At 33.8% G+C, this 13892-nt stretch carries 9 protein-coding genes; 1 reads left to right on the top strand and 8 read right to left on the bottom strand.

Features of this window, described 5'->3' with window-relative positions; all coding sequences use genetic code 11:
• Positions 1–16: 16 nt before the first annotated feature.
• Positions 17–1135, bottom strand: a complete 1119-nt coding sequence (locus tag IEU88_RS03805) for a citrate synthase (protein WP_096809224.1) — start codon at positions 1133–1135, stop codon at positions 17–19.
• Between the two features lie 348 nt (positions 1136–1483).
• On the opposite strand from IEU88_RS03805, the gene IEU88_RS03800 reads away from it, so the two are divergent.
• Positions 1484–2848 carry an amino acid permease gene (locus IEU88_RS03800; RefSeq protein ID WP_103373013.1) on the top strand — a complete coding sequence of 455 codons (1365 nt, stop codon included), beginning with the start codon at positions 1484–1486 and terminating at the stop codon, positions 2846–2848.
• Positions 2849–3203: 355 nt separating this feature from the next.
• Here IEU88_RS03800 and pyk read toward each other — a convergent pair whose 3' ends face one another.
• From pyk to IEU88_RS03765, 7 genes are all read right to left on the bottom strand, one after another.
• A complete protein-coding gene (pyk, locus tag IEU88_RS03795; protein ID WP_103373190.1) occupies positions 3204–4964 on the bottom strand; it encodes a pyruvate kinase in 1761 nt (586 codons plus the stop codon).
• Positions 4965–4984: 20 nt separating this feature from the next.
• A complete protein-coding gene (gene pfkA, locus IEU88_RS03790; protein WP_096809218.1) occupies positions 4985–5953 on the bottom strand; it encodes a 6-phosphofructokinase in 969 nt (322 codons plus the stop codon).
• Between the two features lie 400 nt (positions 5954–6353).
• Positions 6354–7298 (bottom strand): acetyl-CoA carboxylase carboxyltransferase subunit alpha, encoded by a 945-nt coding sequence (locus IEU88_RS03785; RefSeq protein WP_096809216.1) that lies wholly within the window; start codon positions 7296–7298, stop codon positions 6354–6356.
• Positions 7291–8157, bottom strand: a complete 867-nt coding sequence (gene accD, locus IEU88_RS03780) for an acetyl-CoA carboxylase, carboxyltransferase subunit beta (RefSeq protein WP_096809214.1) — start codon at positions 8155–8157, stop codon at positions 7291–7293. Before accD ends, IEU88_RS03785 begins: the two co-directional genes overlap by 8 nt.
• A 76-nt stretch (positions 8158–8233) precedes the next feature.
• On the bottom strand, positions 8234–9466 hold the full coding sequence (gene ystJ / locus IEU88_RS03775) for an NADP-dependent malic enzyme (RefSeq protein ID WP_096809212.1): 1233 nt from the start codon (positions 9464–9466) through the stop codon (positions 8234–8236).
• A 237-nt stretch (positions 9467–9703) separates the two neighbouring features.
• Positions 9704–12907: a DNA polymerase III subunit alpha gene (locus IEU88_RS03770; protein ID WP_096809210.1), complete on the bottom strand. Its 3204-nt coding sequence runs from the start codon at positions 12905–12907 to the stop codon at positions 9704–9706.
• A 21-nt stretch (positions 12908–12928) separates the two neighbouring features.
• The gene (locus IEU88_RS03765) at positions 12929–13864 is read right to left on the bottom strand and encodes a DHH family phosphoesterase (RefSeq protein WP_103373312.1); all 936 of its coding nucleotides are present in this window, start codon (positions 13862–13864) and stop codon (positions 12929–12931) included.
• Positions 13865–13892 lie beyond the last annotated feature (28 nt).

The following is a 13892-nucleotide window of genomic DNA, read 5'->3' as shown; positions in this document are numbered from 1 at the left end:
ATGAGTAATATTCAGATTATCTTTCTTCTATTGGTGCATAAGTTCTATTTGTTTCACCAATATATTGTGCTCTTGGACGCATGATTCTATTATCTCTGTATTGTTCTAGTATATGCGCAATCCACCCGGAAGTTCTACTTACTGCAAAAATAGGTGTAAATAAGTCATGTTCAATATTCATGCTATGGTATACAGTCGCACTATAGAAGTCAACATTTGCGATAAGGCCTTTTTCTTCTTGCATTTTATCAGCTATCTTAACTGAGATATCAAATAACTGACTTTGGCCTGTTTCAGAAGTTATCTTTTTACTCATCTCTTTTAAGAATTTAGCTCTTGGGTCACCATTTTTATACACACGATGGCCAAAGCCCATTATTTTTTCTTTATTTTTAATTTTATTATCAATGTACTCATCTACTTCATCAATTGATTTAACCTCTGAAAGCATACTCATTACACGTTCATTTGCCCCACCATGTAACGGCCCTTTTAATGAACCAACAGCTGCTACAATGCCAGAATACATATCAGATAACGAAGATACTGCACATCTAGCAGTAAACGTAGAAGCATTTAGTTCATGATCCGCATGTAATACTAATGCTTTATTAAATGCTTCAACTTCGATGTCTGTTGGTAATTCACCACGCAACATATACAAGAAGTTTGCGGCATAATTTAAATCACTGCTCGGTTTGACAGGTTCTTTGCCATCTCTTACTCTGGCGTATGCAGTAACAAGAGACGCAATTTTTGCTTGGATACGTACGGCACGTTCCATTGTCTGATCATCGCTTTCATCCTCGGCATGTTCATCAAAGTGAGCGATATAAGACACTGATGTTCTTAGCGCTGTCATTGGATGTACATTGCTTGTTGCATACTCTTTGAAATGATTATATACCCTAGGGTTTAAAGTCATATATTTAAAGAGTTTTTCTTTAAATGCTTGCAGTTCCTCTTTATTAGGTAATCGATAGTGCCATAGTAAAAAGACAACTTCTTCGAATTCAGCATTTTCAGCTAAGTCATCAATTTCATAGCCTGCGTATGTAAGTTGACTATCAATAATTGAGCTTACTTTAGTTTCTGATGCAATTACCCCTTCTAAACCTTTTTGTAACTCTGCCATATATATTCCCCTTTTCTATTTCATAATGAAATGGCTTTCATAGACCATTATAGACAATATTTACGTTTTTGTGAATATTTCAGTTTATAATCACACCAATCATTAAGAAATGATAATTAGTTTATATGCCCTTAAACACGCCATATGATTGCGTGTTGCTATATTCTCATTCTAATATGTAATTACCCTTTCTTCAATTTATAATGATTTTTAATTGGTTATCGTGATTAATAACAAATTGTTAATATAAATTTACACTAACACTAGTCTATAAAAATAAAAAAAGAGTTGTTTTATTTTAAGTTGAGTATCATAATAATAAATAACTTAATAAAGGAGTTAAAACTTATGTCAAAACAACAGTTACAAAGAGAATTGAGCAATCGACATATTCAGTTAATTGCTATCGGAGGTGCTATCGGCACAGGTCTCTTTTTAGGCGCTGGACAAACAATAGCTTTAACTGGCCCTTCAATTTTACTGACATACATTATTATCGGGTTTATGCTATTTATGTTTATGAGAGGATTAGGAGAAATACTAGTAACAAACACTCATTTTAGATCTTTTGCCGATGTGACAAATCAATATCTCGGTCCGTTTGCTGGATTCGTTACTGGGTGGACATACTGGCTATGTTGGATTATAACTGGTATGGCTGAAGTTACAGCAGTGGCTAAATACGTCAGTTTTTGGTTCCCACATATCCCTAACTGGATAAGCGCTTTGTTTTGTGTACTGATTTTAATGTCATTAAATTTGCTTAGTGCCAAATTATTCGGAGAATTAGAGTTCTGGTTTTCAATTATTAAAGTAGTTACTATCTTGGCACTTATTTTCGTTGGTATTGTGATGATTGTAATGGCATACGATACACAGTTTGGTCATACATCGTTAACAAATTTATATAATAATGGGATTTTTCCTAAAGGGGTTAGTGGATTTCTAATGTCATTTCAAATGGCCTTATTTTCTTTTGTTGGTATTGAATTGATTGGCGTTACTGCTGGAGAGACAAAAGATCCAACTAAAACAATTCCTAAAGCCATCAATAGTGTGCCTATAAGAATTCTAGTATTCTATGTCGGTGCTTTAACGGTAATTATGTCTATCATCCCTTGGAACAACATCAATCCTGACGAAAGCCCTTTTGTTAGACTATTTGCTTTAATCGGTATTCCATTTGCAGCCGGTATCATTAACTTTGTCGTCTTAGCTGCTGCAGCGTCATCTTGTAACAGCGGCATATTCTCTAATAGTCGTATGCTATTTGGCTTATCAAATCAACAGCAAGCGCCGCCTATTTTTGAAAAAACAAACAAAAACGGCGTACCTCATATAGCCATTTTCGTTTCATGTGCGCTGTTATTAATATCCGTATTGTTGAATTATATTATTCCAAATGCAACATTAGTATTTACATATATTACGACTGTATCTACGGTATTATTTCTAATTGTTTGGGCGTTAATTATTGTGGCGTATATTAATTATCATCGCCATAACCTTGAATTGCACAAAAAAGCTACCTATAAATTAATCGGTGGTAAATATATGGGATACATCATTTTGATTTTCTTTTGCTTAGTATTTTGTTTATTGTTCGTAAACGTAGATACAAGAAGAGCAGTTTTTTTAACACCTATATGGTTTATCATATTAAGCCTGATGTATTTAAGATATAAAAAAGTGGCAAATATTAATTTAAAATAATTATAATATAATAACTCAAAATGATAAAGGTAAATAGTATCTATTTTATCATTTTGGTTATTTATAGCGATTAGCATCAGAAAATATAACAGAATGTTTAAAAATGCAGTTTTTATTCCGTTTTCGATTTTATAAAAACAAATAAAGACCGAGACATAAAAAAGATGTCTCGGTCTCTTTAACGATATAGCAGTAGATAACTGGAATCAAAATAGGCTTATATCAAATTTTTAATTTTTACCACTCAAACAAGTGTATGTTAAAAACATTTAAGAAAAATTAAGTTGTTATATGAGTTCTCTTTATTAAGTAAGCAACACATTTTCATCTTTGAGCCTGATTTCGATTCAATTAATTAAAGTACGTTAGCATAACCTTCAAACACTTTACCTTGATTTGCATCTACAGTTATCAAGATATCATTTTGAATTTCTTCTGTTGCATTTTCAACTCCAACAATAGTAGGGATGCCTTTTTCTAAACCAATAATGGCACTTGGTGAAGTAATTCCATTTTCTTCTGCAATTAATCCCCCTGCTTGTTCAATATATGGCACAAGCGTTTCATCTACTGAAGAAGTGACAATAATTGTTTCAGATAGATCTTTACCTTCTAGTTCACTCGCGTTTTTGACAACTAATGTGTTTCCTACAACTGAGTTTCTGCCAATACCTTGACCTTTAGCCAATTCATCACCTACAAGATGTAATTTCATCATGTTTGTAGTACCTTTCTCACCTGTAGGTACACCAGCAGTAATAATAATTAAATCACCGTTTTGAACTTTTTCAGTCTCAACAGCTGTAGCTACTGCTGTATTCAACATAGCATCTGTTGTTTTACGTCCTTCTTTAACTACAGGGTAAATGCCCCATACTAGTGCACATTGACGTGCAGTTTCAACGTGAGGTGTAACTGCAATAATATCTGATTTAGGACGATATTTAGAAATCGTTCTAGCTGTAGAACCACTTTCAGTTGCTGCGACAATTGCTTTTACATTTAAATTCAGTGCTGTATGTGCGACAGATACACCAATAGCATTCACTAGTGAAGTTTGCACAAGTTTTGTACGGTCAGATAATAAACGTTTATAATCTTGTGCAGCTTCAGCTGAGATTGCAATATTACGCATTGTTTTAACAGCTTCTTCTGGATATAGGCCAGCAGCAGTTTCACCTGAAAGCATAACTGCGTCTGTACCATCATAAATAGCATTAGCAACATCACTTGCTTCAGCGCGTGTAGCACGTGGGTTGCGTTGCATTGAATCTAGCATTTGAGTAGCTGTAATAACTGGTTTACCTAATTTATTACATTGTCTAATTAAGTCTTTTTGTACCATTGGTACTGATTCTGGCGGTATTTCAACACCCATATCACCGCGCGCAACCATTAAACCATCAGAAACTTCAAGTATTTCTTTAATGTTATCAATACCTTCTTGGTTTTCAATTTTAGGAATAATGCTGATGTTTGTATTTTTACCTTCTTCAAGTAATTTACGTATATCTAACACATCACTTGGGCGACGTACAAAGCTTGCTGCAATGAAATCAATATTTTCACTTATACCAAATTTAATATCTTCAGCATCTTTATCTGTAATTCCAGGTAAACTTACTTTAACACCCGGTAGGTTAACGCCTTTTTTATTTTTTAACTCTCCAGTATTTAATACACCACAAATAACTTCGCCATTTGTTTTATCTATTTGTTTTACTTGTAATTCGATGAGACCATCATCTAATAAAATATATGACCCTTCTTGAACATCATTTATTAGATTATCGTAAGTTACTGAGAATTTATCTGGTGTACCTTCAACTTCAGTCATACTTACGATGACTTCCGTACCTTTTTCAAGTTCAATAGCACCATCTTTCATGTTGTGAGTACGGATTTCAGGACCTTTAGTATCTAAAAGTATCCCAACAGTTTTACCCAATCTTTGTGATACTTCGCGAATTCTATCAATTCTAGCTTTATGTTCTGCATGGTCACCATGTGAGAAATTCAATCTTGCTACGTTCATTCCAGCTTTAATTAATTTCTCAAGCATTTCTTCAGATTCTGATGCAGGTCCAATTGTACAAACAATTTTAGTTTTTCTCATTATTAATGCCTCCCAGTATTTTATATCGATAATTCATTTGTTAGAGCATAAGTTTCGAAATCAAACTTGTGTTCATTAGCTCTGAATATTTCTTCAAACGATGTGTCTGTTAATTCATTGTTGCGGATACCAACGCCAATTGCTGTTTTTCCTTCAAGTAATAAGTCTACAGCATGCCCACCCAATCGTGAAGCGAGCACTCTATCTGCACCACTTGGGCTGCCACCACGTTGGATATGTCCTAATACAGATACACGAGCATCAACATTAATATATTTAGTCAATTCATTCGCGCAATCTTCACCAGACATACATCCTTCAGCTACCATAACAATTGAGTGTTTCTTTCCACGTCTTATACCATTATCAATCTTTTCAGCGACTTCTTTAATGTCTGTTTCAACTTCAGGAACAATAATTGTTTCTGCACCTACTGAAAGGCCTGCCCAAAGTGCTAAGTCCCCGCAATCGCGACCCATAACTTCAATGATAAATGTTCTTGCATGGCTTGAAGCCGTATCTCGTATCTTGTCGACACAATCAATAATTGTATTTAAAGCTGTGTCAAAACCAATTGTAAAGTCCGAACCGTTAATATCATTATCAATCGTTCCTGGTACGCCAATCGTTTGGATTTCTTGGCATTCTTCGCTTATACGTTGTGCACCTCTATAGCTACCGTCTCCACCAATAACTACTAAGCCTTCAATACCTCTTTTACGTAAATTTTCTATTGCTTTTTTACGTACCTCTGGTTCTTTAAATTCAGGACATCTTGCCGAATATAAGAATGTTCCGCCGCGTTGGATTGTATCTCCAACAGAACCGAGTTCTAACTTCTCGATATCATCGTTTAATAAGCCTTGATAGCCTTGATAGACACCATAAACTTCAATATTATTATAAATCGCTTTTCGAACAACAGCTCTTATAGCTGCGTTCATGCCTGGTGAATCTCCACCGCTAGTCAACACTGCAATTTTTTTCATGACGACATACCTTTCTAACATGTATTTCTTATTCTAAAAATACCATAAAATCATATAAGGTGCCATTAAAATAAGGCATCATAACTAATGTAAACGTTTTTAATTATAATAAAAAATAATTTTACAATTAGTAAGCGTTTCCTTTCATAACCCCTCCTAAAATATTCCAACTATATCTTACATTACCTTTAACTTATATTTAATAAACAATAATATTATTTTTTATACTTCTTCTTAAATTATTACAATAAAAATAAGAGCGATAATATAGAATCAAAATAAAAGATTTGATTCTATATTATCGCTCTTTTGCAGGCGTTTAAATTACTATCAGAATAGATGCACCTATTCATTGAAGCAAAGTAAACGATGTAGATGAGTATTATAATTTTTTTAATAATTATTCATTAAATGACCCAATATTTCTAAATTTATCATAACGGTCATCTACTATTTGTTGTTTATCTAGTGGACTTAATTCATTTAAATGTTGTAAAAAAGCTTCTTTAATACTTTGAGCTTGTGTCTCAATATCATGATGAGCGCCGCCTAAAGGCTCTTTCAAGACTTGGTCTGCAATTTTCAACTCGCGCAAATCTTCTGCTGTGATTTTCATTGTTTCTGCCGCAATTTGTGCAAGATTACTATCTTTCCATAATAACGCAGAAGCACCTTCCGGCGAAATCACTGAATATGTACTGTTTTCAAGCATTAATAACCGATTAGACACGCCTAAACCTAAAGCGCCGCCGCTGCCACCTTCACCAATTACAATGGCAATAACGGGAACTTTAAGCGAAGCCATTTCAATTAAATTTTTAGCAATAGACTCGCTTTGGCCACGTTCTTCGGCCGCTTTACCTGGATATGCCCCCTTAGTATCAATAAAGGTAAAAACAGGTCTGTTAAATTTTTCAGCTTGTTTCATTAAACGTAAAGCTTTTCTATATCCCTCAGGATGCGCCATTCCGAAGTTGCGATAAATATTATCTTTCGTATCTTTACCACGTTGTTGTCCAACGACCGTAACAGCTTGTCCATTTAAATAACCAATACCACCAATCATTGCTGGGTCATCTCGAAAGTTACGATCACCATGTAATTCCATGAATGAATCAAAAATGTATGGAATATAATCTAACGAGGTAGGTCTTTCCTGTAAGCGTGCTAATTGCACACGATCCCAAGGTTTTAAATTGGTATAAACTTTTTGGGTTTCACGATCCAGCGATGCTTCAAGCATATCAATTTCTTCCTGTAAATCCACATCATTTTTTTCTTGAGAATCTTTCAGTGATTCAATTTTATTTTTTATTTCAAAAAGTGGCTTTTCAAAATCAAGCATTTGTTTTCACCTCTTGGTGCATTTTTAAAATATTAGATAGCGTCATTTTCATTTCTTTTCTATGTACCACTTTATCTAATTGTCCATGTTCTAATAAAAATTCAGCAGTTTGGAAGTCATCCGGTAATTTCTCGTTAATTGTTTGTTCAATTACACGTCTACCTGCAAAACCTATTAGTGCTTTTGGTTCACTTAAATTAATATCACCAACGGAAGCAAAACTAGCTGACACTCCACCTGTAGTTGGGTTTGTAATATAAGAAATATATAACAAACCTGCATCCATATGTTTTTTAAGCGTAACGCTTGTTTTACCCATTTGCATTAATGAGATAATTCCTTCTTGCATTCTGGCGCCACCACTAGCAGAAAATAATATAAATGGCAAACGGTGTTCCGTACAGTGTTCAATTATTCTACAAATTTTTTCACCTACAACGGACCCCATACTTCCCATTCTGAATCTAGCGTCCATAACAGCTATGCCATATTCGATACCTTCTAAAGTTGCTGTACCTGTGACAACAGCCTCATTTAATTCTGTTTTCTGTTGGTCTTTTTGAATTTTTTCTTCATAACTTGGAAAATCTAATGGATTCGCAGAGGTCATGCCTTTATCAAACTCTGTGAATGTACCTTCATCAGAAATAGCTTCAATTCGTTTATGTGCAGTTAGCGCTATATGATGGTCACAGTTGAAACATACGTTTAAATTTTCAGCTAATTCTTTTGTATACATTATTTTTTTACATTTTGGACATTTCGTCATAATTCCCGCTGGAACATCACTTTGTTTTGAATCAGAAACAGTTACATACTTTTTCTTTTTACTACTTCGATTGAAAAAATCTTTAAACATTGGTAAACCTCCACATAACCATTGCTGTCTTCCTTATACTTCACACGCAATATTTCAAGACTAGCATTCATGAATATTATTTGTCTAAATCTGTTAATTTCATTGTTTTATTATAAATTTCTTCTGGATCCATATCTATTCTTGCCACCCCTGTTTCCATTGCAGCTTTTGCAACTTCTCTAGCAACTGAAGGTGCCACGCGTTTATCAAATGGACCAGGGATACAATAATCTGGATTTAATTCTTCCGATTTAATTAAATTAGCAATTGCTTCCACAGCAGCTTGTTTCATTTCTTCATTTATATGAGTAGCTTCCACATCTAACGCCCCTCTAAAAATACCTGGGAAAGCAAGCACATTATTGATTTGGTTTGGGAAATCGGAACGACCCGTACCAATTACTTTAGCGCCCGCTTCTTTTGCTACCTCTGGATTAATTTCAGGATTTGGGTTAGCCATTGCGAAGATAATTGGGTCTTGAGCCATTGATTCAACCATTTCTTTTGATAATAAGTCAGCAACAGAAACACCAATAAATACATCAGCATCTTTAATGACATCATTTAAAGAGCCTTCAACTTTTTCTCTGTTTGTCCATTTAGCAACAAATGATTTAGTATCATTCATACCGTATGAACGTCCTTCATAAATAGATCCTTTAGAATCACACATGATCATATCTCTAACACCATATGAATATAATAATTGTACGATAGCCATACCTGCAGCGCCTGCACCGTTAAGCACAACTTTAATATCTGACAAATCTTTATCCACGATACGAAGTGCATTAATCATACCTGCAACAGTTACAATTGCTGTACCATGTTGGTCATCGTGAAAAACAGGTATTTTTGTCTCTTTTTTTAAACGTTCTTCTATTTCGAAACAACGTGGGGCTGAAATATCCTCTAGGTTAATCCCGCCATAGTTAGGTTCTAATAACTTTACAGTATTAACAATTTCATCTGTATCCGTTGTATTTAACGCAATTGGCACGCCGTCTATGCCAGAAAAACTTTTGAACAAAACTGCTTTCCCTTCCATGACTGGAATACTCGCTTCTGCGCCAATATTACCGAGTCCTAATACAGCTGTACCATCAGTAACAACTGCTACAGTATTGGCTTTCATCGTATATTCAAATACTTTGCGTGGGTCTTCGTGTATTTCTTTACATGGCTCTGCTACGCCAGGTGAATATGCTAAGCTTAATTCTTCTTTATTGGTTACTTGGACTTTCGGTGTAACCTCTAATTTGCCTTGGTTTACTCTATGCATTTCTAATGCATCGTCTCTCAACGTCATGTAAATCTACCCCTTTACATTCAATGATTATAAACAGCTCATATATATTTTTATTACAATCTAACATAAATTACAAATGATATCGCTAACATTAAATCAGTGATCTTTTTTGTTAACCTTTGTAATAAAAACATATATTTCAATTATTCAAGTGAAGCATTATTCATATTATAAACTGATGGCAAGTATCTACTTAACCATCAGTTAACTATACCATAGTTTACAGTCTTGATAAAGCTAAATTATCCTTATATCCCACGGTGAGAATTTAGAAATAAGCATTTTGATTTTCTCTTTTTCACGAGAGATAAAACCGATGTTTTTAAATTGATTTTGATTTTCTTGAAAATACGTCACAGGAATATCACCTGTGGTTTCTTGTTCTTCCAACCATTGTTCTATTTCAGTAAAATCTTCTAAATTTCTAATTATAATTTGTTCGGCATGTGTTAACTTATAATCTTCAAATGTTGGTACATCTTCCATTTGATTGATTATAAGTTGTTTTTTATTATTTCTGTTTTCAAATTTACCCTTTACTATCAATGTATCTTCTGTATTTAAAATTGATTCATATTTTTTATAAGCATCAGGAAATACGACGCCATCTAGATTATTGATACCATCGTTCAAAGTTATAAACGCCATGTTTTGACCATTTTTAGTACGAATGCGTTTCAACTGATCAATTTGAACAAATATAGGTTGATTATCTCGTGCATTATTTAATTTATATATGCCGAGATATTGCTTTTGTTCAAATGCTTTTTCTACTGGATGGGTTGATACATAAAACCCTAAATATTCTTTTTCATAATCACTTAGCACTTTATCCGGCAATTCTTCTTTTTCTTCGTATGAAATTTTAGGCGTTAACACGTCAAAAATAAAACCATCTTGTTCCACGTCAGAGACGTCATCAAGCACTTGGTCTATAGAGTGTAATAAAGTAGCACGGTTTTTTCCAAAGGAATCAAAGGCACCAACTAAAATTAATGCTTCAAGTAATTTTCTAGACTTGATTCTTTTTGGTATGCGACGTGTAAAATCAAAAAAGTCTTTATATATACCATTTTCTTTTCGCTCATCAACAATGAGTTTGACACTTTGATATCCAACACCCTTAATTGCACCTAAAGATAAATAAATACCCTTCTTATTAGCTTTGTAAAACCAATGGCTTTCATTGATGTTCGGTGCCAATACCTTGAGTTGTTGATGTTTAGCTTCATCAATAATTTGTGCCGTCTTCTTCTCACTACCAATTGAATTGCTTAATATATTTGCATAAAAGTAATTCGGATAATGTACCTTTAAATACCCCATAATATAAGCAATTTTTGAATAACTAACAGCATGCGCACGTGCAAATCCGTAATCAGCAAACTTTAAAATCAAATCAAATATTTGTTTGCTTAAACTAGTCTCGTAACCATTTTTCAATGCGCCATCAACAAAATGCTGTCGTTCGCTTTCTAACACTGCGCGGTTTTTTTTACTCATCGCACGTCTTAATATATCGGCTTCTCCATAGCTGAAATTAGCAAACTTACTTGCGATTTGCATGATTTGTTCTTGATAGATAATGACGCCGTACGTCGTTTTTAAAATAGGTTCTAAATCTTTATGGAGATACTGTACTTTCTCTGGAGCGTGCCTTCTCGCAATATAGGTTGGGATTTCTTCCATAGGACCTGGTCTATACAACGACGTTACAGCTACAATATCTTCAAAGTGCTGTGGCTGTAATTTTTTCAATACATTTCTGATACCATCCGATTCTAATTGAAATATTCCTGTTGTATTACCTTGAGAAAGGAGTTGAAATACTTTTTTATCATCAAATGGAATGGCTTCTATATCTATATCAATACGCAAATCTTTCTTAACTTGTTTAACAATTTGATGGATAATAGATAAATTTCTCAAACCTAAAAAATCAATTTTCAACAGACCGATACGTTCAGCTTCTGTCATTGTCCACTGTGTTAATAATCCAGCGTCACCTATTGTTAATGGTGTGTACTCATATAACGGATGATCATTAATGATAATACCTGCTGCATGTGTTGAGGTATGACGTGGTAAGCCTTCTAATTTTTTACAAATTTCAAACCAACGTTCATGACGGTGATTTCTATGGACAAACTGTTTAAAGTCGTTGCGTTCATAAGTTTCATCTAACGTAATACCAAGTTTATGAGGAATTAAAGATGAAATTTCGTTTAATGTAATTTCGTCAAACCCCATAATTCGACCAACATCTCTCGAAACTGCTCTAGCTAATAAATGTCCAAATGTCACAATTCCAGCTACATGGTTATCACCATATTTTTCTTGTACATAGCGAATCACTTTCTCTCTATGCGTATCTTCAAAATCTATATCAATATCAGGCATCGTGACGCGTTCTGGGTTTAAAAAACGCTCGAATAATAAGTTATATTTGATGGGGTCAATGGTTGTAATATCTAATAAATAACTGACAAGTGAACCCGCTGATGAACCCCGGCCAGGCCCCACAAATACACCATTTGTTTTTGCGTAGTGTATTAAGTCACTCACAATAAGAAAGTAATCTTCAAACCCCATGCGCGTAATAATATCATATTCATGTACGAGCCTTTTATTGTAGCCTTGTTTAATTTCAGAAGATAAATTTAATTTTTTTAAATTTTGTTGCAATGTTTGATATAGATAATCTTTGGATGATTGATTGTCTGGTGTTTTAAACTTAGGTAATAATGACTGATGATATTGCAATTCGGCTTTACAAATCGTTTCAATGTAGTTGGTATTTTGCCAAACTTCGTCACTTAAATCTAATGTGTCCAATTCATTCAGACTAAACAAATGTGCGTTATATTCGTGTTCTTCTTTAACTAAATCTAATTTCGAATTATCTCTAATAGCTGCTAAAGCAGTTAAAGTATCGCCATCTTCTTGGTTTAAATAACTCGTACTTTGTGCCCAAACAACCGGTAAATCAAATAGTTTTTGACTCGTGTGATTTAGAAATACTTCATCATCATTCGAAAAAGTTTGTAGTAAACTTTGGTGTTCCTCTACTACATTTTTAAATATTACAACAAAATTATCATTATATTTTTTCAACCATTCAAACGATGTTTCTGATTTTTCTTTCATTTTGATTGCAGATGATAATTTAAATAAATCTTTTAAACCTTGATTGTTTTTCGCAAGGATGATTGTTTCTACTGAGACCAAACCATCTGTCACATAAGTAGTCATGCCGAATATAGGATGGATATTTGCTGCTATACATGCATCATAAAACTGAGGATAGCCATATAAAACGTTGGTGTCTGTAATTGCTAATGAAGTGTAGCCTTCTTTTGCCGCTTTTGTGATACAATCTTTTATCTTAATGCTAGAATTCAACAAATCATACGATGTATGAATATTTAAATGCGCAACCATTAGCAAATACCTCCTATGTCATTACAATTTATTATTTAACGCTTCAGCTAACACTTCAAATTGCGCCCAATCTGCTACAGAAACTCCTGACGCATTTGGATGGCCCCCGCCGCCAAATTCGTTTGCTATATCATTAATAACAATATCTTTAGATCGAATGCGACATCTGATTTCTGATCCTTCATCAACTGCGAACACCCATATTTTCAATCCTTGAATATCTGCAATGGCATTTACAAATAAGGATGCTTCATTTGCAGCAATATCAAATTGTTCCAATATATCTTTAGTAATCTTAACCTTACAGAACCCTTTTTCGTTTAAATCAAAATGCTGTAAAACATATCCTTGGAATGGTAATAACTTAGGATCTTTCTCCCCCAATTTATTCAGTTCTTTTTGGTGATTAAATGGATATTTCAATAATTGACTCGCTACTTCCATCGTATGTGGCGTCGTATTATTAAATAAGAATCGACCTGTATCTCCTACAATACCTAAGTACAGTACACGAGCCACTGAAGCATCAATAATCGTTTGATCGTTAAAATATGTTATAAAATCAAAAATAATTTCACTCGTTGAAGAGGCATGATCATTAACATAATTAATTTCTCCGTATTGATCTACTGCAGGATGGTGATCGATTTTAATAAGTCGATTGCCTGTGTTAAATCTGTTATCACTAATTCTTGGTGCATTCGCAGTATCACACACAATAACTAATGCATCGTTATATTGCTCATCACTAATTTCATCGAAGGTTCCAATGAAATCAAGCGATGATTCTGCTTCTCCTACGGCAAAAATATTTTTTTCCGGGAATTTTAAGTTTAAATAATATTTTAAACCAAGTTGGGAACCATACGCATCTGGATCAGGTCTTACGTGCCTATGTATTATAATCGTTTGTGCTGTTTTTATTTCATCCATAATTCGATTGAATTCTATCGTCATTTCTATTATCTTCCTTTTTAATTAATAT

Source organism: Staphylococcus nepalensis, assembly GCF_014635045.1.
Lineage (GTDB): Bacteria > Bacillota > Bacilli > Staphylococcales > Staphylococcaceae > Staphylococcus > Staphylococcus nepalensis.
Note: the sequence above shows the minus strand (reverse complement) of the source record. Positions and strands in the feature narration are given on the sequence as shown.

What these genes read in the sequence shown, in the direction of transcription:
- IEU88_RS03805 (WP_096809224.1), bottom strand. Translation starts at nt 1,135, where the DNA reads ATGGCAGAGTTACAAAAAGGTTTAGAAGGGGTAATTGCATCAGAAACT.
- IEU88_RS03800 (WP_103373013.1), top strand. Translation starts at nt 1,484, where the DNA reads ATGTCAAAACAACAGTTACAAAGAGAATTGAGCAATCGACATATTCAG.
- pyk (WP_103373190.1), bottom strand. Translation starts at nt 4,964, where the DNA reads ATGAGAAAAACTAAAATTGTTTGTACAATTGGACCTGCATCAGAATCT.
- pfkA (WP_096809218.1), bottom strand. Translation starts at nt 5,953, where the DNA reads ATGAAAAAAATTGCAGTGTTGACTAGCGGTGGAGATTCACCAGGCATG.
- IEU88_RS03785 (WP_096809216.1), bottom strand. Translation starts at nt 7,298, where the DNA reads ATGCTTGATTTTGAAAAGCCACTTTTTGAAATAAAAAATAAAATTGAA.
- accD (WP_096809214.1), bottom strand. Translation starts at nt 8,157, where the DNA reads ATGTTTAAAGATTTTTTCAATCGAAGTAGTAAAAAGAAAAAGTATGTA.
- ystJ (WP_096809212.1), bottom strand. Translation starts at nt 9,466, where the DNA reads ATGACGTTGAGAGACGATGCATTAGAAATGCATAGAGTAAACCAAGGC.
- IEU88_RS03770 (WP_096809210.1), bottom strand. Translation starts at nt 12,907, where the DNA reads ATGGTTGCGCATTTAAATATTCATACATCGTATGATTTGTTGAATTCT.
- IEU88_RS03765 (WP_103373312.1), bottom strand. Translation starts at nt 13,864, where the DNA reads ATGACGATAGAATTCAATCGAATTATGGATGAAATAAAAACAGCACAA.